Here is a 25,406-nt window from a genome sequence, read left to right as displayed (position 1 = left end):
ATATGCATAGTGTTAGCATGAACGCTAACGTTTTACTTAATAATTTTGATTATAAAAATCCCGAAAAATTAAGCACGCATTTCTGGTGGTGGAGAGAGTTGTTTCTTTTGATAAGAGACGTAGTTCTTTGAGTAAAAACTGATTCTCTTTTTCTTTTCCAAACCGATAAAAAGATAAGAGTTATCATTTGGAAAATAATTTTTAACCTCTAAATCCTTAGCCGCTTCTTTACCTTTTTTTTCTTCATCCTCTCCAACCTTATCTTTCATTGCAGTAATCTCACAATTACCTTCCGTTAAAACTATGTAGGTAGGAGTTACAATAGACATTAAGAGTACTAAAGAAAAAAATAAAGTAGCTAAAGTTTTGGCCATTTTTGATTTTTGAAGAACAAATATACAACAGCGTGTTGAATATTCTGTTAAATAAAAATTAAAAAATCTTCAACACTTTTATGTCCTCAGCATCGATCCATCCAATCTTGCCATCAGCAAGTTTAATTTTTTTCCAATTATCAATACTATCTAGAACTTTAACCTTGGTGCCTTCGTGTAAAGTGAATATATCATCACTGTTAAAAGTAGGTGAATTTTTAACTTCTGTTTTGTTTGCAAAAACGATTGCATCGATATTTGATATACTATACGCATACTCCTTGTATGATAAGCTAACGCTAACCACTAACAATATCATACATACAATACTCCCAGTAAAGAAAAATCGTTTTTTAGACGGTGTATAAGAGAAGTAGAAAAGTAAAAATAACAAAGACCCTAAAATCGAAAAAATAACGGCTACAATAGCCCAGTTGTTATAAGATAACTTCTTTATATAGTTTTCATCAAATTTCTGAAACACAGATTTAGGTAAGGCCTCTATATTGTCAATAGTTAATCTTTTTGCGAAAATTAGGTTGTTAGTCGCATCAGCATTCAAAGGGTCTATAAGTAAAGCCTTTTCATAATTGTAGATGGTTGCGGCGATATTGTTCAGCTTGTAATAACAGTTTCCTAGGTTATAGTACAATTCAGAAGAGATATCATTATTACTTTCAATCTTTTCATAATAGGCAATTGCTTCCTCATACTTACCAATCTTATACATATCATTAGCTTCTTCAAAAAGCTTCTCAACATTTTGTGCAGACAGCAATGAAGAGATAAAAAACAATATGTATACTATTTTTTTCATGTTATAATTGTTTGTCTATTTGAGCAATGGTTTCTTTAGCATTTTCATACTCGCTTTTCATTTCTACATCGCTTATAGGTGTGTAACGCGCAAAATCACAGTTCTTTAGTACATCAATAAAAGAACTGATCGTCGCATTGTTTACACCTCTTTTGGATAATAACTCAGATATTTTTTCTCTACTGATATCTGAAGTTTCAATATTTAATTTTGCTTTTAGGAAATTATGTAAGGCTCTTTCCAGGGCTTCATAAAAAGCTTCTTTTTTCCCTAGCTGTTTCTGTGCTTCCGATAAGAACTTCTTAGCAAGCTTGTCGGCTTTTCTTAGTCTATTACCAATAATATCGTTGTTTCTTTCCTGTTGTTTTTTTGCAATGAAAATGCCAATTGGGATAGAAATAATGGGTAAGAACAATAAAACGAAAAATAAGTTTGACTCAAAGAAATCATCATTCTTCGCTTTAACAAAGGTAGTCTTGGTTTGAATATATCTGAAGTTAGCCCCTGTAACAGCGATGTCTTTTTTCGTAACATTTTTTTGATCAGAGTTTGTTATGAGCTCTTTACCTTCAAGGACATTTACAAACAGATCATCGGACTGTAGTGTAATGTATTTCTTCTCTTTAGGATTGAAATAAGAAAAAGAAGTGTTTGGAATCTTATACTTCCCTTTAAATTGCGGCACTACTGTATAGTGTTTGCTAACAAATCCACTTAAACCCGTTGTAGTCACATTTACACGTTCTTTTTGCTCTGGAGTATATACTTCCAATTCTGAAGGAGTGGTGATCTCTGGAATTTCGAAAAGCTTAAGATTTCCCTTGCCAGAAACAGTTACCTTTATTAGTGCAGACTCATTGGATTTTAAAACGTCTTTACTAGAGATTACGGTAAAATTAAAATTACCCACAGCTCCATTGAAATTTTCTGGCTTTCCTTCTAACGGAAGATCCTTAACATTGACGGTCTTTTTTGCAGAGGCAAAAGGGCGTGTAATATTTCGCGTAATGGCGTTTCCAAAGAAATCAGCTCTTCCCGTTGGAACTCCAATAACGATATCCATCTTCATTGGGTCTATGGATAATTTTCCTGATTTGGTAGGAATTAAAAGGGCCTTTTTCAAAACGACATAACGATAAGACTCTCCGTTATATTTTCCTTGTTTTATAGGTAGCCCATTTATTTTGATGTCTTGATTCCAAAAGCCATTATATTGCGGCGATTCAGTTATGGAGAAGTCATTTACGCTGATGTTTTGGCTCACGTACAATTTATACTCTACATATACACCTTCTCCAACGTAAGGTCTTGATTTCGATATTTCCGCAACCAGATGAATGTTCTGCTGTGCAATATAATTTGGATCGTTCGGGTTTTTTGGAATCTCGACAGCGTCAAGTACAATAATTTTAACGGGTTTAGACTTAAGCACCTTACCGTTAAGTTCAATGCTTGCAGCAGGAATTATAAACTCTCCCTTTTTTTTTGGTTGAATGATATAGGTGTAAGATTGGGTAAAACTAGCTTTTCCACCAGCCCAGGATTGACGAATGGATTGACTTGGACCTCCCACGACTCGGAAGTTTCGAAAATTAGGAGGCTTAAAATGATCAGCTCCCTGTTTATTAACAGCAAACTCTATACGCAAACGTTGGTTTACACCGAGTTTATTCTTACTAACGGTAGCTGTTAAAGCAGGTTTTTTGCTCTTAACAGGAGGGTTTTGACCCGCAACAGACATGCCTAAGAAAGCACATAAAATAGATATGTAAATTAGCTTTAATTTCATGATCATTCAAAACAGGTAGTCAAAACTTGCTTACCAGTCCTTTTCTTGTTTAACCTTTTTACCTTTAGATTTTTTAACATTCATTTTCTTTTGAGTCTTCTTTTCTTCATTTTTAAGACTCTCTAACAACTGCTTAATTTGTTGAGGAGACATTTTTCCTTGCTTAGGTTTTGGCTTTTGCTTGTTCTTTTTGTCATTTTTCTTCTTGTCCTTATTGGGATCTTTATTGCCATCACCGTCCTTTTTATCTTTCTTGTCCTTGTTATCTCCTTCTTTTTTGTCTTTATTCTTATCTTTTTGTTTATCGTCCTTATTCTTCTTGTCCTTATTATCCTTATTGTTTTTGTCTTTATTTTTATCCTTATCCTTATTTTTTTCTTTCTCCAATAATTTTTGAGCTACAGCTAAATTATAACGAGTTTCATCATCGTTGGGATTATTTCTTAACGAATTCTTATAGGCATCTACTGCCGGCTGATATTGTTTTTGCTCCATCATCGCATTTCCAATATTGTGAAATGCTTCTGCTTTTTCAAACTTGGTCTTAGCACTTTTAGACATCAGTTCGTATTGAGGTACAGCTTCTTTATATAATTTTTCTTGATATAAAGCATTCCCTAAGTTATAACTTGCTTTTTTATACTTGCTGTTTTTTTCTAGTGCTTTCTTATACGAAACAGAAGCGTCTGTATATTTTTGTTGCTTATACAGGTTGTTTCCTTCGCGTACTAATTTTCTAGCCTCTCTTTTTTCGGCAATAGTATCTTTTTGCGCAAAAAGAGCGGTCGATGATAGGATCATCAACATTACAAGAGCTATGTATTTATTAAACCTCATTAGTTACTTTTTTCTTCATTAAATAAATCAACTTTACGTAACCATTTTGTTTTTTTATCTAATAAAAAGATGTCCAAAATTAAAAACAAAATTCCTAATCCCAAAAACCATTGAAACTGATCTTTATAATCTGAAAATTGTTTGGTCTCAAATTCACTTTTTTGAGCATTACCAATAATTTCTTCGATCATCTTTACCGGTTTGTCGGTTTTATTTCCGTCTATATATCTTCCTTCTGATGTGTCGGCTATAGCTTGTAGTACATCAGCTTTTCGTTTGGTGATTACCGTCTCTCCCTTCCTGTCTTTTTTATACCCAATAAGTGAGCCATTAATTTTCATAGGAATAGGACCGCCATTTTCAGTTCCCACACCAATGGTATATACCTTTATACCATCCTTAGCCATATTTTCGGCAACCTGTTTTGTTTCTTCTTGATGGTCTTCTCCATCAGAAATGATAATCAAAAAACGATTGGTTTGCTCATCATTGTTGTAATAGGTCTTTGCCAAGTTTAAGGCTTCATTAATTGCCGTCCCTTGACTCGATACCATATCTGGGTTTGCGTTTTGCAAGAACATCTTTGCCGCTGCATGGTCTGTGGTTATAGGTAATAATGGGTAAGAGTTTCCAGCATAAATGATTACACCAACACGGTCACTTCCAAGCTTATCTATTATTTTTGAAATAATCTGTTTTGCCTTTTCTAAGCGATTTGGAGCAATATCTTCCGCCAGCATACTCTTAGAAACATCTAAAGCAAATACAACATCAACTCCTTCTCTTTTGATAGTTTTTAGCTTGGTTCCCATTTTTGGATTCACCAAGGCCAATATTAAGAATGAAATACCAATACTAAAGAATATCAGCTTTAAAGTTGATTTAAAGATAGAATGATTTGGTGCCAATCTTTCGAGCAACTGAGCATTTGAAAATTTACGTTGTGTTCTTTTTTTCCAAAACAGCGTCAAGAGAAATACAACAATTACAACTGGTATAATTGTAAAGAAATAAAAATAAAAAGGTTCTTCTAATCTATACATTCTCTCTATATAAAACTTCTAAATAAGGTGTTTCTTAATAAAAACTCCAGTAATAATAACCCTCCGGCTATAAAAACCAAAAACCTATACTTTTCCTGATAATTGGTGTACTTGAATTCTTCAATTTTTGTTTTTTCTAACTTGTCAATTTCGTCGTAGATCTCTTTTAACTTTGTGTTATTGGTTGCTCTAAAATATTGCCCTTCAGTTTCGGAAGCAATGAATTTTAATAGCTCTTCATCAATCTCAACTTGTTGTTTTCTAAACTGCAGCTTCCCAGTTCTAGGATCTTTAGCATACGGGAAATCCGCCATTCCGTTTGTTCCTAATCCTATCGTATATACTTTTATCCCCAATTCTTTGGCGAGTTCGGTAGCGGTTCTTGGATCTATATTTCCAGAGTTATTTACTCCATCGGTTAATAGAATGATTACTTTACTCTTTGCTTTACTATCCTTTAATCTGTTTACAGAAGAGCCCAGCCCCATACCTATAGCGGTACCTCCTTCTAGCAGCCCCCACTTAATTTCTGAAATGGTTCTTTTCACGATTCCTTTATCACTGGTAATAGGTGTTTGCGTAAAACTTTCTCCAGCATACAAAACAACTCCAATTCTATCATTAGGCCTTCTATTCACAAAGTTATTAGCTACCACTTTTAGCGCTTCTAATCTATTAGGCTTAAGGTCTCTTGCAAGCATACTTGCAGAGACATCAATGGCCATCACAATGTCAATTCCTTTATTGGCCTTTGTTTTAGTAGTTACCGATTTATTCCTTGGTCTAGCTAGTGCTATAAATAATACTGCAATGGCTAATAAGCGAATGATCGAAAGTAACGGTTTTAGTTTAGAGATAAATGAGCCATTTGTAGTAAAACCTTTTATACTTGGCATAGTTAGTATTGCTGCCTCTTTTTTGCGAGTAAAGAAGTGCCAAACCATTAAAAGAGGTATTAGCAAAAGCAACCAAAAGAACTCTGGATTATTAAATTCAAAATTATTCCAATTCATCATCTTCCTCTTCAATTACAGGTTTAGGCTTCATGCTGTTTAAAATGTCTTCAGCATCTTTTCTATCTTCTTCAATTTCGTGCGAAAGTGGTTTAGATTTCGCAAATTTTACCAGGTCAGCTTCTTGTAAAAGACCTTTCAACTTTTCAAATGTTTCTTTTGAAAGATCCAACGTTTCAGCATCTTTAAAATCTTTGATATAATTGATCAACTCATCTGAAGTGATTTCTAGAGCAGGAACTTTCAACTCCTTTTCGATATACTCCCTTATGATTTCGGTTAATTCACTATAATATTGTTTTATTTTATTGTTTTGCCATAATAACTTATGATCTAAAACTTTTAGTTTTTCTAGTGCTTCTTCATATGGAGGAAGTAGCGGAATAATTTCTTCTTGCTCTTCTATTTTCTTTTTCTTTAAAATAAAGTAGAGTAATAGTCCAATTAAAAGTAATCCCAAAATAACCCAGATCAAATAAGGCTTAAAATCGTCAAAAACATAAGGCTCTTCTTGGATTGATTTTATTGGGAACATTTTTTGCTTTGTAGTATCAATAGGTACTGTAGCAACATTGATTAAAATAGAATCTGTTAAAAAAGCCTGATTGCGAATAAAGATTTGTTGCTGAGGAATATAGTAAGCACCGCTATCAAAACCGGTTAACACATATCGTTTTAATAAACGACTTTTTATGGTGTCAATTTTATCATCTTCTACAATTTCTAGACCAACCAGTTTATCAAGTTTGGGAATAATAACATTGGTGGTATCATTCACCTCGATTTTTAGTTCGAACTGTTCTCCTATTCGGATACTGGTCGTATCAACTTTTGCGGTTACTCTTGGAGTGCTTTGTGCAAAAACAAAAGAACTCGATATCATTAAAACATATAAAACTAATTTCTTCATCTTCTACGACTATCTTCCTTTGTGTTTAAAATATCCTAATAGTTTTTTTACATAGCTTTCGTCTACTCTAGTATTTATAGTTCCTGCTCCGCTTCTTTTAAAGGTGGTGAAATAATAATCCAATAACCTAATTGCATTGGTTTTATAGTTATTTCTAACTGCTTTCGAAGCAGTATTTACCAACTGAACTTTTCCGCTTTCAGCATCTAGCATAGGAACAACACCGAGATTTGGAATTTCTTCGTCATGTTTGTCATAGACTCTAATTCCAGTGATATCGTGTTTGTTTCCAACAATCTTTAATGTTCTTTCGTACGTATCGTCCATAAAGTCAGATAACATAAATACGATGGCTTTTTTCTTCATCACATTTGATAAGAACTTGAATGCAGCCCCAATATCGGTGTTTCTACTTTTAGGCTTAAACTCTATAAGCTCTCTAATGATTCTTAAAACATGGCTTTTTCCTTTTTTGGGAGGAATAAATAACTCTATATCATCAGAAAAAAGAATTAAGCCAACTTTATCATTGTTTTGAATAGCCGAAAAAGCAAGAGTAGCTGCTATTTCGGTAACAATATCTTTTTTAAATTGATTGGTCGTTCCAAAGAATTCAGAACCAGAAACATCAACCATTAACACCATAGTTAATTCACGCTCCTCTTCAAAAACTTTTACATAAGGCTCATTATATCTAGCGGTTACATTCCAATCTATGGCTCTTACATCATCACCAAATTGATATTGTCTTACTTCAGAAAATGTCATTCCTCGACCCTTAAAGGTAGAATGATATTCTCCCCCAAAAATATGATCAGACAAACGTCGTGTCTTAATCTCAATTTTCCGAACTTTTTTTAATATCTCTTTAGTATCCATTTTACTTTAGCCATTCAACTGGAAGCATTTCCAGCGGAACATCTTCTATGGTTGTATTTTTTATAATTTCGATCAAAGGAGGTTTTTCAATAGATAAGTTTTTGCCATATTTCTTGTTAACCTCTTTTACGATCTGCTTTATCGTTTTCTTTTCGGAAAATAAAAGATCATTTAACAACAAGCCTGTTTCACTTTTAAGGTCAAAACAATCTAAATGATATTTTGGTTGTTTGTTTTGATAAATAATCCATTTTCCTGTACTTTTTTCTTCATAGCGAGCAATTTTTTTTTCGCCCGATAATGTTTTGTACGTAATTAATTTACAATTCATTTCTTCGATTTGTAGTTTTATAAAATCGGGGGAAAGAATTTTGTTTAAGGAACTTCTATTTGATTCACAATTTGATTTATAATGTCTAAGGACGAAATATTTTCCGCTTCCGCTTCATATGTTATTCCAATACGATGTCTTAGCACGTCGTAAACAACAGCTCTCACATCTTCAGGAATTACGTAACCTCTTCGTTTAATAAAAGCATAACATTTAGATGCTTTTGCAAGATTAATACTTCCACGAGGAGAAGCTCCAAAACTGATGAGTCCGTTTAAATTCGAAAGATTGTACCTGTCTGGATAGCGGGTAGCAAATATAATGTCTAAAATATATTTTTCAATCTTCTCATCCATATATACTTCATCGACGGCAGCTCTTGCTTTAATAATTTGATCTGTAGAAACTACTGGATTCACAGTAGCGAAACCGCCAGATAGGTTTTGACGCATAATAGTTTGCTCATCATTTAATTCAGGATAGTCGATCACTACTTTTAACATGAAACGGTCTACCTGCGCTTCTGGTAAAGGATAGGTTCCTTCTTGTTCAACTGGATTTTGAGTAGCCATTACTAAAAATGGTTCATCCAATTTAAAGGTAGTGTCTCCAATTGTGATCTGTCTTTCTTGCATGGCTTCTAATAACGCCGACTGTACTTTTGCTGGAGCTCTATTGATCTCATCCGCCAGAACAAAATTTGCAAAGATTGGTCCCTTTTTTATAGAGAAATCATTCTCTTTAATATTGTAGATCATGGTCCCAACCACATCGGCAGGCAATAAATCTGGAGTAAATTGAACCCTGCTAAATGAGCCTTGAACAGCTTTAGATAAGGTGTTGATTGCTAGTGTTTTTGCAAGACCAGGAACACCTTCTAATAAAATGTGTCCGTTCCCTAGTAGTCCTATAAGCAATCGTTCAATCATTTGTTTTTGACCAACAATTACTTTATTCATTTCGCCAGTCAACAAATCAACAAAAGCACTTTCTCTTTCTATTTTCTCGTTGATAGCTCTTACATCTACATCCATTTAGTATGAAATTTTAGTATTAAAAAATTAGGAAAACAAAACTACAATAATAGCTATTTTTTTATTGTTAAATATAGGTTAAAGATATTGATTGCGAAGATAAAGCAGGGTATTAGGGTTCTGTAAAAAATCTAAAAAACGCAGAATTAGGAAAATAACAATCAGGTTTTCTTAATATTAAAGGGCTAAAAATTTGTTTTTACCATAAAAAAAATGAACATTTGCCTATAATAATCAATCAAATTTTATATGAAAAACAATGACTTATTAAAAATTTTCTCATTTATCCTTGTTTTTATGCTTTCATTTACTGTGAATGCGCAGACAGTAAAGGGTAAAATTACAGACAAAGACGGTGAAGCATTACCGTATATGAATGTAGTAGAAAAAGGAACAACAAACGGGACTACCTCTGATGAGAATGGGGAGTTTTCGATAACTGTTACTAAGATGCCTACGACACTTGTCGTTTCATCTTTAGGATTTAAAACTACGGAGCAAGAAGTTACCAGTACTGCCTATTTAACAATCGTTGTTGAAGAAGGTGGTGTAGCTTTAGACGAAGTAGTGTTGGTTGGATCTAGAAACAAAAACAGAACGGTAGCTAACACTCCGGTACCTGTTGATATTATTGACATTTCTGAACTGGTAAGTGCCGGTCCTCAAACAAGTATCAATGATATACTAAATTTCGTAGCTCCTTCATTTACTTCAACCGCTCAAACTGTGTCTGATGGTACTGACCATATTGACCCGGCTGCATTGAGAGGTTTAGGACCAGATCAAGTATTGGTTTTAGTAAATGGAAAAAGAAGACACACAACATCATTAGTAAACATCAACAGTACTGTAGGTAGAGGTAGTGTCGGAACAGACATGAATGCAATTCCTGCTTTTGCAATTCAAAGAATTGAAGTGTTAAAAGATGGAGCGGCTGCTCAATATGGTAGTGATGCTATTGCTGGTGTTATTAACGTTGTGCTTAAAAAGAAAGAAGGTTTTGAAATACAAATGAACCTTGGTGCAAACTCAGGAAAAGAAACGAGTAGTTTAAACAACGAGTTTCCATTGCACACAGATACTGATGGAGAAAGCTTCCAGTTAGACGCTAACTACGGAGTTGCTTTAGGTGATAAAGGAGGATTCCTTAACCTAACAGGATCAGTTTCTACAAGAAACCCAAGCTTTAGAGCAGGGAAAGATGGTTTTACTGGATCAATCTTTAACGGTGCAAACTCAGTTGAGTGGGTTGGAGCAAATAGTGGTTTAGGATCTGATATTACGCAGTATTCTTTCACTGATATTCAATTTTTAGCACAAGGAGTTACGCACTTTGATTTGGCATTAAAAAACAACATTCAAAATGCAACTTCTATGGCTGACCTTCAAGGGTTGTTAAACTTCGATACTACAGATGCAGAACTTGGAGTTAGAGGATTAACTAGAAGAGACTTTAGCATGAGAGTTGGTCAATCTAAATTAAGAAGTGGTAAATTCTTTGGAAACATGGAACTTCCATTATCGGACGACTTTACATTATACTCTTTTGGTGGGATTAGCTACAGAAAAGGAAATGCTGCAGGTTTTTATAGAAGACCAGATCAGTCTAGAGCTTTCACAGGATTATACCCAGCAGGATTTTTACCAGAGATCAATAGTGATATCAAAGATAAATCATTAGCATTCGGAATTAAAGGTAAGCAAGGAGATTGGGATGTTGACTTTAGTAATACATGGGGTGAAAACTCTTTCGACTTTACTATTGGAAACTCAATGAACGCTACCTTATTAAATAGTTCTCCTTTAACAGCATATGCTGGAGGGTTCTCATTTGCACAAAATACTTCAAACTTAGACTTTACTAGATTCTTTGAAGATGAGTTAAACGGACTAAACGTTGCTTTTGGTGCTGAGTACAGAATGGAGAATTATCAAATTTTCCAAGGACAAGAAGAGTCTTGGGCTACGTATGATACCAATGGAGATATCTGGAATGGAGATACTTCATTACAGGTTGTTGACTTCTTTGGAAGAGCGAGAGCAGGAGGAATCCAAGTATTCCCTGGATTTAGACCAGAAAACGAAAGAAACGCTTACAGAAACAGTTATGCTGTGTATGGTGACGTAGAGGCAGACTTTACGGAAGACTGGACAGTAACTGGAGCCGTGAGATATGAAAACTACAGTGACTTTGGTACAACGTTAAACTGGAAATTAGCTTCTTTATATAAGTTAACAGATAACATTAACTTAAGAGCAGCTGCAAGTACAGGTTTTAGAGCACCATCTTTACACCAGTTACATTTTAACGCTACAAGTACAAACTTTGTAAATGGAATTCCAAACGAAGTGGGTACGTTCTCTAACGATAGTAGAATAGCGAAAATTTTAGGTATCCCAGAATTAAAGCAAGAAGAATCTTTTAGCGCAAGCTTAGGGTTTACTGCTAAGGTGCCAGATTTAAATTTAACATTAACTGTTGATGGATACTTTACAGCAATTGAAGATAGAGTAGTGTTAACTGGAAACTTTGCTAGACCAGATACGGCTGGAGAGTTACAAACATTATTTGATGCTGCTAATGCAACAAGAGCTCGTTTCTTTGCAAACGCAATTGATACAGAAACAAGAGGTATAGACATCGTAGTGTCTCATAAAGCAAATGTTTCTGACTACACGTTAACAAGTGATTTTGCTTTCTCATTTAACAAGACGAACAGAGTAGACGATATTCATGCTTCAGAGCAGTTAGTTTCTCAGATCGACACGTATTTTGGAGAAAGAGAAAAGTATTTCTTAGAGTTCGCTACACCAAGAGTAAAAGCAAACTTATCTAACATGCTTAGAGGAGATAACTTTAGTGTATTCTTAAGAAACTCTTTCTTTGGATCAGTTACTAACCCAGACTTAACTGATACTACTGGAGACGGAACTAGAGATACACATCCAGAATTTGGAGCGAAGATTATTACAGACTTATCTTTTGGATATGACTTTAATCAAAACTTAACTATAACAATTGGTTCAAGTAATATTTTTGACGTGTACCCAGATGCTGCCCCAGCTGATTTAACAAGTGGAAACAACTTCGTTTACCCACGTGTTACTTCTCAGTTCGGAATTAACGGAAGATCTGTATTTGCTCGTTTAAACTATAAATTATAATTTAAAAAAATACAAATGAAAAATTTTAAATACTTACTATACATTTTCGCTATGTCGTTGCTAGTTGTTTCTTGTGATGACGATACAGAAAGTGTTACGAACCCTGGTACGTTTACCTTACCAGAAGAAGTAAAAGTTAGTTTTACTGACACGAACCCAAATCCTGAAGTAACTGAAGGAGATATGACATCTTTTAGACTTGGGATGAATCAAGCAATCAACGGTAAAGTGGTAATTTCTTTAAGTGTTACATCTTCGGATGGAGCTGTAGAGGCAACCTACCCAACTTCTGTAACTTTAGAGAATGGAGAAGCAGCTAAGTATATCGATTTTGCTATTACTGACGATGGAATTGCAGAGTCAGGCGAGGTGTACACTGTTACTATTACTGGAGTTGATGTTCAGTTTGCAGATGGAAGTACACAATATTATGTATATAATGGAGATTATTCGAGAAGTATTACTGTAAAAGATATCCCTGTGCCAATTGTAACCACAGTGGGAGATGTTGATATAGTATTAACTTGGGCGGATGCTTCAAGAGATATGGACTTATTTTTAGTAACAGGTGATCAAGATTTTGGAGGTACAGTAATCGATTCTAGTTTAGGATTTACTACAACAGAGGCGACTGTATTCCCTGGAGCACAACCTGATGGAGTTTTTAGTGTATATATTAACCAATATGCATTTACAGCGGTGGTAGATTATACGATGACATTTAGATTCCCTGATGGGCAAGAAAGAATCATCAATTCTACAATTACACAAGATAGTTTCGTATTTACATTTACGAAATCTACTTCTGGAGCCGATGTAACGTATAATATTACTGAACTTTAAAAATAAGAAATATGAAAAAATATATATATAAAATAAAATTAGTAATCGTTGCAGCGCTTGTACTTACATCTTGTGCTGTAGATGACGACGATCCGGTAAGAAACCCTGTGGGAACTATCGAAGCGTCTTTAGCGAATCCGGTAGTTAGGATTGCAGCAACTGATACATCTTATGATTTAACGGTAAACTTATCAGGTGTTTTACCAACATCTGCTCAGCTAGACTATAAATTAGATGGTGTTGATTTAGTAGTGCAAGGAAATCAAGGGTCGAACACAATTTCGATTACTGTAGATATGTCTTCTTCACTTTTTAGAACAGTGACTCTAGAAGATATTATTATGTTCTATGCTTCTGCACAGAACTACAATATGACAGTATCTAGCACTAATAAGTCTACGACGATTGTAAAAGGAACAGATAATTTTGCAGTAATGACATGGGGTAATAATACAGATATTGATCTGTTAATGACGGCTGCTCCGGCACCAACACCTCCATTTGATACTGCTGCACCAACGACTCCAATTGTTGGATTAAGTATCTTAGTAGTACCTGAAGAGGTAATTACATTCCCAGCAGTATTACCTGATGGAGACTATGCGTTAAGTGTTGTACCTTATGCTGCGTTTAATACGCCAATTGAGTTTACATTAACTGTGGTTATGGGTACTTCTGCAAGTACTATTGTAGGAACAGTAGACAGTGGATTAGCGGCCGGAGGATTCTTTAATATTGTTTATAATACTATTGAGGAATTTGGAAGACTAAGCGTTTCTGGAAGCTCATTTACACTTACAAATCAATTGTAAAAAACAATTATAAGTATATAATATAAGGCTTAGGAATCAACTTGATACCTAAGCCTTTTTTAATTTATAACCCTATGTTTAGAAATTGTATCTCAGCAGTTTTCTTATTAATTTCTGGCGCTATCTTTGGTCAGGTTTTCACAGATGTCACATCAGCTTCAGGAATCAATCACCTCTTTAAGCAAGCAAGTAATATGGGAGGTGGAGCCGTTTTTATTGACTATGATAATGATGGGTGGGAAGACCTGTACATTACGGGAGGCCTAGATAAAGACAAATTATATAGAAACTTAGGAAATGGAAACTTTCAATTAACTACTGACTCCTGGATCAATATTACACAAGACTTTTATACTATTGGAGTAGTTAGTGGAGATATTGACAATGATGGCGATAGAGATCTTTTTGTTACAACCTGGAGAGGGGAGGACAATGAAGGACCATTAACAAGAAATTTGCTATTCATTAATAATGGAAACAGTACTTTTTCTGAGGCAGGCACGCATTATGGAATTACCGACCCTGCATTCTCAATGGGAGCAACTATGCTGGATTATAATAAAGATGGTTATTTAGACATTTATGTAGTTAATTATGTAGAAGCTAGTTCTATTATTTATGATAGTCAGGGCGAAGCTATTGCTTTTGACCATCAATGTTATGAGAATATCTTTTATAGGAATAATGGAGATGGTAGTTTTACCGAAATGGCTGCGGCTTTAGGTTTAAACAATAACGGTTGTGCATTGGCAGTGATGCCAACAGATTACGATCAAGACCGAGATCAAGATATTTATATCGCTAATGATTTTGGCGAGTTTGTAGTAGCAAATACCATGCTCCAGAACGACTATCCTTCAAATTCATTTACAGATGTATCTGTAGCTACAGGAATGGATGTCGGTATATACGGTATGGGTATAGCCTATGGAGACTACGACAAAGATGGCGATTTCGATTACTACATTACCAACTTAGGTAGAAATGTACTGATACAGAACGATGGAAGCCAGAGTTTCTCTGATGTTACTTCTACTGCTGGAGTGGAAAACACCTATGCAGAAAACACGGGAAACACCTTATATAGCACAAGTTGGGGAACCGCTTTTTTAGATATTAATAATGATACATGGCAAGATCTTTTCGTAGCAAACGGAAGGGTACCTGCGGTGAATTTTATCGCTACTGGAGAAGATGATCCAAACAAATTATTTGTGAATAACGGAGATGGAACTTTTACAGATGTTTCAAACGTCGCTGGAGTTAATGATTATAACAGAGGAAGAGGAATGGCATATGCAGATTATGATAAAGATGGAGATCTTGATGTTGTAGTTATAGTACAAGATGGAACGACAAGTACTAGTGCCAAAACGATACTGTATCAGAATCAGCTAAACCCTAACGGATCTACTGATAAGAACTGGGCTCAAGTAACATTGGAAGGAACTACAATCAATAGAGATGCGATGGGCGCAATGGTAGAGCTTACGGTGAACGGAGAAAAACTGATTCAAGAAGTCCACGGGCAAGGAAGTCACTGTAGTCAACATTCATTGACCTTACACTTTGGATTAGGAAGCAATACAACCATAGATGAGTTAAAAGTAATCTGGTCCGCTACGGATACACAAACTTTTTCAAATCTAGATGTGAATACCCGATATAGCCTTGTACAAGGGTCTACCTTAAGTACTCCAGAAGAGCAAGCATTAGATCAGTTTTTTACATATCCTAATCCCGTAAAAGACCAGCTTAAGATATCAGGAATAGATCAAACCTATAAGGTAAAGATCTATGCCGTCTACGGAAAGCTAATTAGCACTGAAACAGTAACTGTTGACCGCGCTTATATTGACATGAACTCCTATAAAACAGGGACCTATATTGCCCAATTCATAGATGGTGAAGGCAATGTCAAAAAGAATCAACTTATCATAAAAGAATAACGTTTACATAGACCATAAAATTATTGGATATGATTAACAAGAACGTGCTTTCGTTAAAGCAATCTGCTACCTTATTAATAAATGAAAAGGTAAAAGACCTAAGAAAGGAAGGAAGGACGATTAGCCATTTTGGTTTTGGGCAATCTCCCTTCCCAATCTTCCCAAGTATTGTTGCTTCTTTGCAGCAACACGCTGATAATAATCATTACCTGCCTGTTGCGGGATTAGAGAGTTTACGAGAACATATTGTGTCTTTCTTAGCAAAAGAACAAGGTATCCATACTACAAAAGAAGCTGTTTTTATCGGCCCAGGGAGTAAGGAATTACTGTATCAAACCATATTGATCTTTGAAGCAGAGTACTTAATTCCCAAAGGGAGTTGGGTAAGTTATATTCCGCAGATTCAATCCAAAGGAGGAACATACCATATTTTGGATACTGATCTAGAGCACGATTTTAAACTAACAGCCCATGCATTAGAGGCATTTTTAATAGACCAACCTAAGGAAAAAGAATTTGTACTGATCTTAAACTCTCCGAACAATCCAACAGGAACCGTATATAGTTTAGAGGAATACAAAGCATTGGCGGAAGTATGCAAAAAATACAGTATAATGGTAATGTCTGATGAGATCTATTCTCAGATCAATTTTAATCAGCCATACTCACCCAGTATTTCAGCACATTATCCCGAAGGAACTATTGTCTTTGGAGGCTTAAGTAAAGTGTTTTCTGCTGGCGGATATCGATTGGGGTATATGATGTTACCAGAGAAGCTTAAAGACCTTCAAAATGTATATAAATCATTATTCAGCGAGACGTTTAGTTGTGTTTCTTCACCAGTGCAATACGCAGCGATCAATGCTTATGAGTATCAGAAAGATCTGAAGCAATACGTAGCAGATTCATCAGCCATTTTAAAAGGAGTTTCTGCATTCATGTATGATGAGTTTACCAAGGTAGGTGTGCAATGCACAAGATCCGAAGGAGCCTTCTATATGGTCATCGGATTTAACACTTTTAAGAAGCAATTGTCGGAGATGAATGTTAGAACTAGTAGCAACTTGGCGCACTATATATTAGAGCATTTTGGGGTAGCTATGTTACCGGGAGTTGATTTTGGCTTTCAAGAAGAAGAACTTTTCTTCAGACTGGCATTTGTAGATTTTGATGGTGCCAATGTGATGGACGCTTATCAAAAAGGATCAAAGATCGATGCACTTTTCATAAAAGAACATTGTCCAAGTATTTATAATGGTGTAACTCAAGTTCAAGCTTTTGTAAAAAGCATGGAATAGCAATTAGTCTTACTTAAAGGGCTGCAGTGTAAAGGTCTGTTTAGAGAATGTTCCGAACGTAAAATAGGTGATCCAGTCCCCTAAATTGATATACATAGCATTGGTGCCTAGATCAATTTCTAAAGGAAGGTGTCTATGTCCAAACACAAAATAATCGTAGTGTTTTTCTGTCAATTTTCTCTTACAATATTGTACTAGCCATTCGTTGTCTTCACCTAAGAACTGTGCATCTTCATCTCCAGAGATCATCTTGTTCTTAACCGAGAAATAATGCCCTAACTTCATTCCGATATCTGGATGTAACCAACGAAACATCCATTGAAATAAAGGGAAAGTAAACACTTTTTTCATACGTTTATATCCTTTATCTCCAGGGCCCAATCCATCGCCATGACCAATTAAAAAAGTCTTTTCATTAATAGTGAACTCCTGCGGTTTATGATATACTGGAATATCGAGTTCCTTCTCAAAATAATCACGCATCCAAAGATCGTGGTTACCTACAAAAAAGTAAATAGGAATACCACTATCGCGTATCTCCGCCAACTTTCCTAATACTCTTACAAAACCTTTAGGAACCACTGTTTTGTATTCGAACCAAAAATCAAATAGGTCTCCTAGAATAAAAAGAGCTTCTGCATCTTTTTTGATCAGGTCTAACCAGGCAACAAATTTCTGTTCTCTAGGTAAACTTGCTTCTGGAGTAGGTGCTCCTAAATGATGGTCTGAAGCAAAATAGACCTTCTTAGTATCCGATACGTTGATTGTTATCATTACTGCAAAGTAACGCTATTCTTGAGTACTTTCCAACTCCAAAACCTTTTGAAGCATTTTATCATCTTGATGGATGATTCGATTAAAACCAATATCCCCAAACAATTCATTGGCGATAGATGCTTTTAAATAGCGTTGGATCGTTTGCCTAGTCCGGTAAGAAGGCTGATCATCCATCACTCTTGAAATATAGGTGTTAAAAACACTTCCATCGACATCAAAATCCTTTATAAAGCGTTCTAAGGTCCAGGCCTTTAATAAGCTCTTTCGGTCATTATCTACATAGTCGAACGCAAAATTATTAATGGTTCTAAAATAGAAGTTATTCAGGTATGCAGTAGTATCAATAGGAACAAAAACATCTGGGATAATTCCACCACCACCATATACGATCTTTCCTTTTGGAGTGCTATATTGTAATGAATCTACGATAGGGATACTGTCTTTACTAAGCAATTCGCCATTTCGCATACGATTGGCATAATCACGGCGATAATTCTCATCCCCATTTTTATCATAAGGTTTTTGGATTGACCTCCCTGTTGGGGTATAATATCGTGCGGTAGTTAAGCGCACGGCAGAACCATCTCCTAAGTTCATTTCTATCTGTACCAATCCTTTTCCAAAAGATCGTCGGCCAATAATGACCCCTTTGTCATTGTCTTGCAAAGCACCCGCAACAATTTCTGAAGCTGAAGCAGAACTCTCATCGATCAATACATATAAACCACCATTTTCGAAATCTCCTTTCGAAGTAGCAAAAGACTTTTCTACACGCCCTTTATTATTCTTGGTAAATACAATTAGTTTATCATCTTCTAAAAACTCATCCACAATTTGATTGGCAATATCTATAAAACCACCTCCATTACCTCGAATATCTAGAATCAGGTTTTTCATACCTTTATTTAATAAAGAAGTTAGAGCGGTTTTAAATTCGTCATACGAAGTTCTTGCAAAACGATTGAGTTTGATATATCCTAAATCTTCCGTCATCATATACGATAGGTCAACACTTTTTATTTTGACTTTTCCTCTGTTGATGTTGATGTTGAACAACGAATCATTCGACTTTCGATACACCTGTAAATTTACTTGTGTATCAGGCTTTCCCTTTAAGAACTTTGGTACATTACCAGAAAGCAATCGTTTTCCATATAAAGTATCGTTATCTGCGACCAGAATTCTATCCCCCGCTTTGATCCCCGCTTTAATGCTAGGACCTCCTTTAATCGTTTGAATAACGGTAATCGTATCTTTGATCATTCTAAACTGTACCCCAATTCCCACAAAATTACCTTGCATGTTCTCCGTTACTTGTTGTAAGTTTTCTTTTGGAATATATACCGAATGTGGATCTAGTTTCCCTAGCATCTGAGTAATCGCTCCATCAAGCAATTCATCCGTATTTACGTCATCTACATAATCGCGTTGTATATAATCGATCAAACGTTTGATCTTTGCCTCATTACTGGTTTTTCCTGTCAATGAAAGACTATTCGAAGAACCGCTAAAAAGCACACCGATAACAATACCAAAAATGGTTGCTAATGATAGATATATGGGAAGGTTATTTTTATTCATCAGATAAATGCATTAATTCAACACCTGCTTTTTTTAGGAAATCCAATCCAGCAGTATCTCTATACGCAATTCCATAGACAACGCGTTTAATACCTGCCTGATGGATTAACTTACTACAATGGATACATGGAGATAGTGTAACATATAATGTGGCATCATAACAAGATTGTGTAGAAGAAGCCACTTTTAAAATGGCATTTGCCTCTGCGTGTAACACTTCCCATTTAGTCAGCCCATCTTCATCTTCACAACAATTGTCGAAACCAGAAGGTGTTCCGTTAAAACCATCAGAAATAATCATCCTATCCTTTACGATAAGCGCGCCTACTTGCTTTCTTTCGCAATGCGATAATTTTGCCCACTCCCTGGCCATTTTCATATAGGCAGTATCGTATTTCAGTTGTTTTGTAAGCATAAGCTAATGTAAAGAAAATGTAGAACTACAACGTTAATAATTTACCAAAAAACACGCTCGATCATCATGGGTATCACGAAACCTATCACAATAGCGGAGGTAACAACTACCCAATCACGATTACTGACACGACAGAAGGTTTTCAATAAAAATCCTGCAAGCAAAATAAACAATACAATGACAATTTGCGATGCCTCAATACCCAATGCAAACTCTAGGAGTAAGGTTAATTTGTTATCAGACCCTGTAACCAATCGGGTAATATAACTAGAAAACCCAAGACCATGGATAAGGCCAAAGACGAGCGCTAGAATAATATTGGTGTTATTTTTTAGGGTGTTCGAAACGTTCGATCGTAAAATATTAATAGCACCAGTTATAAAGATGGTAAGCGGAATTAAAAATTCCACTACTTTCATGTTTTTACTATTCAGATCGAATAGCAATCCATAGGCCGATAAGATCAGTGTTAACGAGTGTCCAACGGTAAAAAAGGTAATGAGCCACAATACCTTTTTCCAGGAATCGAAGCTATACACTACGGCTAAAACGATCAGAAAAAGAATATGGTCATAAGCTTCTAGATCCAATACATGATTGAAACCAAGCTTAAAATAGGTAATAAAATCGTCCATATAAAAAATTGAGAATCAAATATATTAAATGAGCCGTTTAAAATGCAGACATTTTATCTAAAAAAATGTTACAAAGTTGTTAAGATAATTTTAGTACCGAGATTGTCCTAAAAACTGTATTTTTATCATTCAACCCAGATCTATGTCAACATCCATCACTTTAAAAGAATTGTCAAAATTACTAGGCGTTTCTATTTCTACCATTTCAAAAGCGTTGAACGACAGTCATGAGATCAGTGAAAGTACCAAACAACGGATTCGTGAAATGGCAGAACTACATAACTATCAGCCTAATAAATTGGCAGTAAGCTTAAAATCTGGGAAGACTAGAACGATTGGCGTGATCATTCCCAGCATTCAAAACTACTTCTTCGCACAGGTGCTGTTTGGTATAGAAAAGGTAATTGCAGATTCCGATTACAATATCATTGTCAGTATTACGCATGAATCCTTAGAAAAAGAAACCAAGGCGGTGACCACATTTTCAAATGGATTGGTCGATGGGATTATAGTAGCCTTGGCAGAAGAGACGCAACTGGCTCGGGAGTCCTCACATTTTGACACGGCTTTGAACTTAAAAAAACCAGTGGTGATGTTCGATCGGGTGTTCAAAGACTTTCCTTGCGATAAAGTGCAGGTAAACGACTATCAAGTAGTGTTTGATGCAGTACAACAGCTGCAAGCGCGTGGTAGAAAGCATATTATTCTGGTCTCTACCATACAAAACTTAAGCGTTGGTAAATCCAGAGCCAAAGGATATGCAGATGCCGTATCGAAAGAAGTACAGTTAGAAGGCACTCCAGAAACCATAGATAAGGTATTGGGAGACTATATGAGCAAGCATAGCGTAGATGGAATTATCGCCTTAGATGAAGATGCCTCTTTAACCGCGTTGAGTGTGACTAAAAAATTAAAGAAGTCCATTCCTGAAGAAGTGGCAATTATTGGTTATGCGAGCGAAAAAATGGCCATGAACTTATCGCCAACATTAACCACATTGAATCAACATGGAGGGATAATCGGAGAAAAAACGGCCAAGATCTTGCTGGAAAAATTAAAAATTGGAGCTAAGACCTTGACCAATGAAGCTGTTGAAACCACGTTAGTAAGTAGAGAAACATTCTGATTGTCAGTCAATTAAAATTTGTTAACAAGTTTTTTACAGTGCTTAGATATGAACGTACAATTTTTTCCGTTATATTTGAAGTATGAAAAGAGGATAAAAAAAATGCTATGTAAAATTGCTACGGATCAACAACCATTTTTTACAAAACTTTTTTATCCAGACTGAATAGTATTGCTGTTTGCAATAACTATATGCTATACTAACATTTGTTTTTAACAGAGGTTAGCTATAGAACCCCTTTATTAATGGATAAATAAATTAGCTAGTTCCTGAATCAAGTTCAGGATGAAAGAAAAAGAAGTAATTGCTAACAAACACAATCAAAAAACCAATTTTATGAAAAAAGTATTGCTAGGCGCTATTATGTCGCTAGGGACCTATTGTGGTTGGTCTCAAGAACTACCAAAGATTATTCCTCCAGCTCCGGAGGCAGCCTCTTTTGCGAAATTTACGGAAGTGCCTGTTACACTAAACAATGGAGCGGCCTACGTGTCCATTCCTATTCACACGGTGGAGGTAAAGGGAATCAGTATTCCCATAAGCTTGAATTATCACACGCGAGGTGTTAAGGTTGATGAGATTGCCTCTAGAACAGGCCTTGGATGGGCTTTAAATTACGGTGGAATGATCTCTAGAACAGCCTTAGGTAGACCAGACGACGCAGGTCCTTGGGCGTATCTAAACCGAAATTATGCAACAGACCTTGCTTCCAACACTTTAACTCAACAAGCTGTTTTTAATGATTATTGCTCTTCTAATGGAGAGCTAGATTTAGAATCAGATGTGTTTCATTTAAGTGCAGGAGGAGTATCAGGAAAATTTTTCTTCGAACAATCGGATAAAATCAATCCTGTGTTAAAAGAGTTTGATGATATAAAGGTTACAGCCACATGGGATCAGGGAATTATTGTTGCCTTTACAGTTATAGATAAATTAGGGAATACCTATTACTTTGGAAAGTCTAAAGATGGTACCAGAGAGTATTTCTCAGAAAAAGAGATAGACAATACTTCAATATACAGGACGACAGGTGGAATAGAGTATGGAATAGGTGCGGCGACTGTATATAAAACGTATAATACCTGGCATCTTATTGAGATCGAAACTCCACATAACCAGAAAATAGAGTTTTTCTATAATGCAGAAACGGTAAACTATGTAAGTAAATTTTCAGACTCTTATACGCCTCAATTACCAGATTCTCCTGACGCATGGTTGACTGGTTGGAGACCCGTAACTGAATCCGAAAAACAATGTATGTTTTCTTTAATTAGAGAAAAACAATACCAATTAAGTGAAATTAAATACGGACCTATTGGCAGTAGTTCATTAAAGAAAGTGGTCTTTAATAAAGCGACTACTTCAAGACAGGATCTTACAGGAGCCTATGCACTGGAAAGTATTGATATTCGCGATGAGCATGATAACTTAATAAAGACGTTTGACCTTTCGTATACCTATTCTCACAATACTGTTACGACAGGGTATTTGTTTGCTCTAGCTCAAAATGATGCAGCAAGTCATTATAGATTGATGCTGAGCTCAGTTCAGGAAAAAGACGCATCAAACAATACATTACCACCTTATAGTTTTGAATATAATTCTGAGACCTTACCGAATAGATTTTCAAATTCCAAAGATGTCTGGGGCTATTTTAATGGTGCTTCCAATGGAAATTTCCTGACCCTAAACCCTTATAATCCTAGCCTACAACCAAACAGAGCAGTGGATACATTAAAATCAGAAGCTGGGATTTTGAAAAAAGTGGTGTACCCTACAGGTGGTTATACGACTTTTACGTATGAGCATAATCGTGCTATACCATCATATACAATGAGTCAGTTTTTAACATATGACCTAAACCCGACTACAGGAGAAAATGTAGGACTGGGTCATTTAGAGCATACGGACCCTACCATATATAATGGTAGTTATTATGAGAAAGAATTTACGGTTACCAATATTGTTCAGGATGATGCTACTAGTAGTATCTGGTTTGATGATGAAACGAATTGCCTGGATAATGCATGGAATAGCGGTTGTAAGTTCAGGGTAACAGTAACTAAAGTGTCTGGTGCCGGAGGCCCTGCAGTGTTCGAATTGTTTAAGGGAACACATAATATATCCCTGACAAATGGAGTATATAAATTAAAGGTGGAGCCGATGGACAATGCTCATACTCCAATAGATCCATTAGCTCTAGATGGATTTAGCGTCTCCATTAGTTGGAATGAAAGTACATCGAGTACAAGCGACTTGATATATGGACCAGGAAAACGAATCAAAAGAGTAGATTTTTTTGATACTAATGGGCAAAGTGTTTCTTCCAAAGAATATGAGTACATGAATGATCAAGGGACTTCGAGTGGAGTACTTATTGGACTTCCAGATTTTTATTCAATTGCAGCACTTTCTCAGCCTCAATTTCAGTATCACACAGGCGTAATGGCCGGCAGTAAGACAAATATTTATCAACCTAATCAAGTAGCCTATGGCATGGTAACAGAATACTTAGGAGAAAAAGAAGATAATGTAGGAAAAACAGTGCATGAGTTTACCACCTTTTTAGACGGAGGAGCTTTTTATACGTACCCATATTTTACGCCTAATGATAATGAATGGCTTAGAGGGAAAAACCTGAGTACTAAGTATTTTAGCTACAACCAACAGACACAACTCTATACACTTGAGAAAGAAATTATAAACAAGTATATATATGCAAACGTGCCTGAAAACTACTCCTCTGTTAGCGGTGATTTTGTTGGAACAAACGATGTTTTGGATAGAACTAAATCGCAAAAACATTTTATTAAGTTTCCTCCTATTTACTCAGAACGACATTTCACATGGGGAGAAGGAGGGTATCTATCGGCAACTGTTCAAGTTTGTGATTCTAATAATCAGATCATACACCAACGCACATCAGGAACCCAAGACTTATGGAGTACTACAGAAAAATTGTATAATGATGCTGGAGTAATAGAAACGATAACAACGCATGGTTATGATTATAACAAGCATTATCAACTAAAGAGCACCAATGTTACCGACAGTAAAGGTGATGTAATGGAAACGATCAATTACTACCCATCGGAAGTCCTTTTGGCTTCAGACTTAGGGCATGATAATTTATCGCCAACACAACTTAGTGCCATATTAAAAATGCGCGCTCCAGATACAAATAATCCAACAAGAACGCACCAGCTTGCCACTCCGGTACAGGTAGAAACGAAGAAGAATACCAATGTAATATCCGTTGTTAGAACGAATTTTAATATTGAGAGTTCAGGATTGGTGTTACCGAAAAACGTAGAAACTTCAAAAGGAGGCGTTTCGTTAGAAGATAGAATCGTTTATCATAGTTATTACGACAACGGGAATGTAAAAGAAGTGAGCAAGAAAGATGGTACTCATATTGTCTATATCTGGGGTTATGACCAAACGGTTCCTGTTGCTAAAATAGAGAACGCAACGTCTGCACAAGTAGATAGTTATATAGCAGGTATTCAAGCAGCTTCTAACAACGACAACGATCGTACCGAAGGTGCTACAGGAAATGAAGGAGCCTTACGAACGGCGCTAACGAACCTTCGTAATGCATTACCAAATGCACTAGTAACCTCATTTACCTACGATCCGCTGATCGGTGTGACCAGTATTACAGATCCTAGAGGGAGAACGATCTATTACCACTACGATAGCTTTAACAGATTAGTATCTGTAAAAGACCATGATGGTAATATCCTGAGCGAGAACCAGTACCACTACAAAAACTAAG

At 35.8% G+C, this 25,406-nt stretch carries 21 protein-coding genes; 7 read left to right on the top strand and 14 right to left on the bottom strand.

From position 1 onward, the window contains the following. Positions 1-68: 68 nt before the first annotated feature. Genes RQM59_RS02700 through RQM59_RS02655 form a run of 10 tightly spaced genes read right to left on the bottom strand, consistent with a single transcriptional unit; the run spans position 69 to position 9,027 of the window. The gene (locus tag RQM59_RS02700) at positions 69-374 is read right to left on the bottom strand and encodes a hypothetical protein (protein WP_349240519.1); all 306 of its coding nucleotides are present in this window, start codon (positions 372-374) and stop codon (positions 69-71) included. Between the two features lie 58 nt (positions 375-432). Continuing rightward, on the bottom strand, positions 433-1,191 hold the full coding sequence (locus RQM59_RS02695; RefSeq protein ID WP_349240518.1) for a tetratricopeptide repeat protein: 759 nt from the start codon (positions 1,189-1,191) through the stop codon (positions 433-435). A 1-nt stretch (position 1,192) separates the two neighbouring features. Next, complete coding sequence (locus RQM59_RS02690; RefSeq protein WP_349240517.1) at positions 1,193-2,980, bottom strand: BatD family protein; 1,788 nt, start codon at positions 2,978-2,980, stop codon at positions 1,193-1,195. Between the two features lie 30 nt (positions 2,981-3,010). Beyond that, on the bottom strand, positions 3,011-3,817 hold the full coding sequence (locus RQM59_RS02685; RefSeq protein WP_349240516.1) for a tetratricopeptide repeat protein: 807 nt from the start codon (positions 3,815-3,817) through the stop codon (positions 3,011-3,013). Continuing rightward, positions 3,817-4,860 (bottom strand): VWA domain-containing protein, encoded by a 1,044-nt coding sequence (locus RQM59_RS02680; protein ID WP_349240515.1) that lies wholly within the window; start codon positions 4,858-4,860, stop codon positions 3,817-3,819. The genes RQM59_RS02685 and RQM59_RS02680 overlap by 1 nt, the downstream gene beginning before the upstream one ends. Positions 4,861-4,865: 5 nt before the next feature. Continuing rightward, positions 4,866-5,873, bottom strand: a complete 1,008-nt coding sequence (locus tag RQM59_RS02675) for a vWA domain-containing protein (protein ID WP_349240786.1) — start codon at positions 5,871-5,873, stop codon at positions 4,866-4,868. After that, on the bottom strand, positions 5,860-6,783 hold the full coding sequence (locus RQM59_RS02670) for a hypothetical protein (RefSeq protein WP_349240514.1): 924 nt from the start codon (positions 6,781-6,783) through the stop codon (positions 5,860-5,862). Before RQM59_RS02670 ends, RQM59_RS02675 begins: the two co-directional genes overlap by 14 nt. A 9-nt stretch (positions 6,784-6,792) precedes the next feature. After that, positions 6,793-7,662, bottom strand: coding sequence for a DUF58 domain-containing protein (locus tag RQM59_RS02665; RefSeq protein WP_349240513.1), 870 nt, complete (start codon positions 7,660-7,662; stop codon positions 6,793-6,795). Between the two features lies 1 nt (position 7,663). Beyond that, positions 7,664-7,993: a hypothetical protein gene (locus tag RQM59_RS02660; RefSeq protein ID WP_349240512.1), complete on the bottom strand. Its 330-nt coding sequence runs from the start codon at positions 7,991-7,993 to the stop codon at positions 7,664-7,666. A 44-nt stretch (positions 7,994-8,037) separates the two neighbouring features. Next, positions 8,038-9,027 carry an AAA family ATPase gene (locus RQM59_RS02655; RefSeq protein WP_349240511.1) on the bottom strand — a complete coding sequence of 330 codons (990 nt, stop codon included), beginning with the start codon at positions 9,025-9,027 and terminating at the stop codon, positions 8,038-8,040. Between the two features lie 297 nt (positions 9,028-9,324). Here RQM59_RS02655 and RQM59_RS02650 point away from each other — a divergent pair, with 297 nt between their 5' ends. The 5 genes from RQM59_RS02650 (at position 9,325) to RQM59_RS02630 (ending at position 17,094) form a co-directional block, all read left to right on the top strand. Further along, a complete protein-coding gene (locus RQM59_RS02650; protein ID WP_349240510.1) occupies positions 9,325-12,192 on the top strand; it encodes a TonB-dependent receptor in 2,868 nt (955 codons plus the stop codon). A gap of 15 nt (positions 12,193-12,207) precedes the next feature. Then, complete coding sequence (locus RQM59_RS02645) at positions 12,208-13,035, top strand: hypothetical protein (protein WP_349240509.1); 828 nt, start codon at positions 12,208-12,210, stop codon at positions 13,033-13,035. An 11-nt stretch (positions 13,036-13,046) separates the two neighbouring features. Then, positions 13,047-13,847 carry a hypothetical protein gene (locus RQM59_RS02640; RefSeq protein WP_349240508.1) on the top strand — a complete coding sequence of 267 codons (801 nt, stop codon included), beginning with the start codon at positions 13,047-13,049 and terminating at the stop codon, positions 13,845-13,847. A 74-nt stretch (positions 13,848-13,921) separates the two neighbouring features. Beyond that, positions 13,922-15,796, top strand: a complete 1,875-nt coding sequence (locus RQM59_RS02635; RefSeq protein ID WP_349240507.1) for an FG-GAP-like repeat-containing protein — start codon at positions 13,922-13,924, stop codon at positions 15,794-15,796. A gap of 29 nt (positions 15,797-15,825) precedes the next feature. Continuing rightward, positions 15,826-17,094 carry a pyridoxal phosphate-dependent aminotransferase gene (locus tag RQM59_RS02630; protein WP_349240506.1) on the top strand — a complete coding sequence of 423 codons (1,269 nt, stop codon included), beginning with the start codon at positions 15,826-15,828 and terminating at the stop codon, positions 17,092-17,094. Between the two features lie 9 nt (positions 17,095-17,103). On the opposite strand, the gene RQM59_RS02625 is transcribed toward RQM59_RS02630, so the two are convergent. The 4 genes from RQM59_RS02625 to RQM59_RS02610 are packed head-to-tail and all read right to left on the bottom strand — an operon-like array spanning position 17,104 to position 20,502. After that, positions 17,104-17,868 carry a UDP-2,3-diacylglucosamine diphosphatase gene (locus tag RQM59_RS02625; RefSeq protein ID WP_349240505.1) on the bottom strand — a complete coding sequence of 255 codons (765 nt, stop codon included), beginning with the start codon at positions 17,866-17,868 and terminating at the stop codon, positions 17,104-17,106. Positions 17,869-17,883: 15 nt separating this feature from the next. Next, entirely contained in the window at positions 17,884-19,452 is a 1,569-nt protein-coding gene (locus RQM59_RS02620) for a S41 family peptidase (RefSeq protein ID WP_349240504.1), read from the bottom strand. Then, positions 19,445-19,867, bottom strand: coding sequence for a deoxycytidylate deaminase (locus tag RQM59_RS02615; protein WP_349240503.1), 423 nt, complete (start codon positions 19,865-19,867; stop codon positions 19,445-19,447). The genes RQM59_RS02620 and RQM59_RS02615 overlap by 8 nt, the downstream gene beginning before the upstream one ends. Positions 19,868-19,908: 41 nt before the next feature. Beyond that, positions 19,909-20,502: a HupE/UreJ family protein gene (locus RQM59_RS02610; RefSeq protein WP_349240502.1), complete on the bottom strand. Its 594-nt coding sequence runs from the start codon at positions 20,500-20,502 to the stop codon at positions 19,909-19,911. A gap of 142 nt (positions 20,503-20,644) precedes the next feature. Between RQM59_RS02610 and RQM59_RS02605 the strand changes: the two genes are divergently transcribed. Continuing rightward, entirely contained in the window at positions 20,645-21,628 is a 984-nt protein-coding gene (locus RQM59_RS02605; RefSeq protein WP_349240501.1) for a LacI family DNA-binding transcriptional regulator, read from the top strand. 336 nt (positions 21,629-21,964) lie between these two features. Continuing rightward, positions 21,965-25,405, top strand: a complete 3,441-nt coding sequence (locus tag RQM59_RS02600) for an RHS repeat domain-containing protein (RefSeq protein WP_349240500.1) — start codon at positions 21,965-21,967, stop codon at positions 25,403-25,405. Position 25,406: the final 1 nt, after the last annotated feature.

The sequence above is a fragment of the Asprobacillus argus genome, assembly GCF_032248395.1.
Lineage (GTDB): Bacteria > Bacteroidota > Bacteroidia > Flavobacteriales > Flavobacteriaceae > Polaribacter > Polaribacter argus.
Note: the sequence above shows the minus strand (reverse complement) of the source record. Positions and strands in the feature narration are given on the sequence as shown.

Excerpts from the sequence above, each read along its gene's own strand:
- RQM59_RS02700 (WP_349240519.1), bottom strand. The coding sequence starts at position 374 with ATGGCCAAAACTTTAGCTACTTTATTTTTTTCTTTAGTACTCTTAATG.
- RQM59_RS02610 (WP_349240502.1), bottom strand. The coding sequence starts at position 20,502 with ATGGACGATTTTATTACCTATTTTAAGCTTGGTTTCAATCATGTATTG.
- RQM59_RS02625 (WP_349240505.1), bottom strand. The coding sequence starts at position 17,868 with ATGATAACAATCAACGTATCGGATACTAAGAAGGTCTATTTTGCTTCA.
- RQM59_RS02600 (WP_349240500.1), top strand. The coding sequence starts at position 21,965 with ATGAAAAAAGTATTGCTAGGCGCTATTATGTCGCTAGGGACCTATTGT.
- RQM59_RS02640 (WP_349240508.1), top strand. The coding sequence starts at position 13,047 with ATGAAAAAATATATATATAAAATAAAATTAGTAATCGTTGCAGCGCTT.
- RQM59_RS02665 (WP_349240513.1), bottom strand. The coding sequence starts at position 7,662 with ATGGATACTAAAGAGATATTAAAAAAAGTTCGGAAAATTGAGATTAAG.
- RQM59_RS02690 (WP_349240517.1), bottom strand. The coding sequence starts at position 2,980 with ATGAAATTAAAGCTAATTTACATATCTATTTTATGTGCTTTCTTAGGC.
- RQM59_RS02670 (WP_349240514.1), bottom strand. The coding sequence starts at position 6,783 with ATGAAGAAATTAGTTTTATATGTTTTAATGATATCGAGTTCTTTTGTT.
- RQM59_RS02645 (WP_349240509.1), top strand. The coding sequence starts at position 12,208 with ATGAAAAATTTTAAATACTTACTATACATTTTCGCTATGTCGTTGCTA.
- RQM59_RS02620 (WP_349240504.1), bottom strand. The coding sequence starts at position 19,452 with ATGAATAAAAATAACCTTCCCATATATCTATCATTAGCAACCATTTTT.
- RQM59_RS02675 (WP_349240786.1), bottom strand. The coding sequence starts at position 5,873 with ATGAATTGGAATAATTTTGAATTTAATAATCCAGAGTTCTTTTGGTTG.
- RQM59_RS02685 (WP_349240516.1), bottom strand. The coding sequence starts at position 3,817 with ATGAGGTTTAATAAATACATAGCTCTTGTAATGTTGATGATCCTATCA.
- RQM59_RS02695 (WP_349240518.1), bottom strand. The coding sequence starts at position 1,191 with ATGAAAAAAATAGTATACATATTGTTTTTTATCTCTTCATTGCTGTCT.
- RQM59_RS02615 (WP_349240503.1), bottom strand. The coding sequence starts at position 19,867 with ATGCTTACAAAACAACTGAAATACGATACTGCCTATATGAAAATGGCC.
- RQM59_RS02605 (WP_349240501.1), top strand. The coding sequence starts at position 20,645 with ATGTCAACATCCATCACTTTAAAAGAATTGTCAAAATTACTAGGCGTT.
- RQM59_RS02630 (WP_349240506.1), top strand. The coding sequence starts at position 15,826 with ATGATTAACAAGAACGTGCTTTCGTTAAAGCAATCTGCTACCTTATTA.
- RQM59_RS02660 (WP_349240512.1), bottom strand. The coding sequence starts at position 7,993 with ATGAATTGTAAATTAATTACGTACAAAACATTATCGGGCGAAAAAAAA.
- RQM59_RS02635 (WP_349240507.1), top strand. The coding sequence starts at position 13,922 with ATGTTTAGAAATTGTATCTCAGCAGTTTTCTTATTAATTTCTGGCGCT.
- RQM59_RS02680 (WP_349240515.1), bottom strand. The coding sequence starts at position 4,860 with ATGTATAGATTAGAAGAACCTTTTTATTTTTATTTCTTTACAATTATA.
- RQM59_RS02655 (WP_349240511.1), bottom strand. The coding sequence starts at position 9,027 with ATGGATGTAGATGTAAGAGCTATCAACGAGAAAATAGAAAGAGAAAGT.
- RQM59_RS02650 (WP_349240510.1), top strand. The coding sequence starts at position 9,325 with ATGCTTTCATTTACTGTGAATGCGCAGACAGTAAAGGGTAAAATTACA.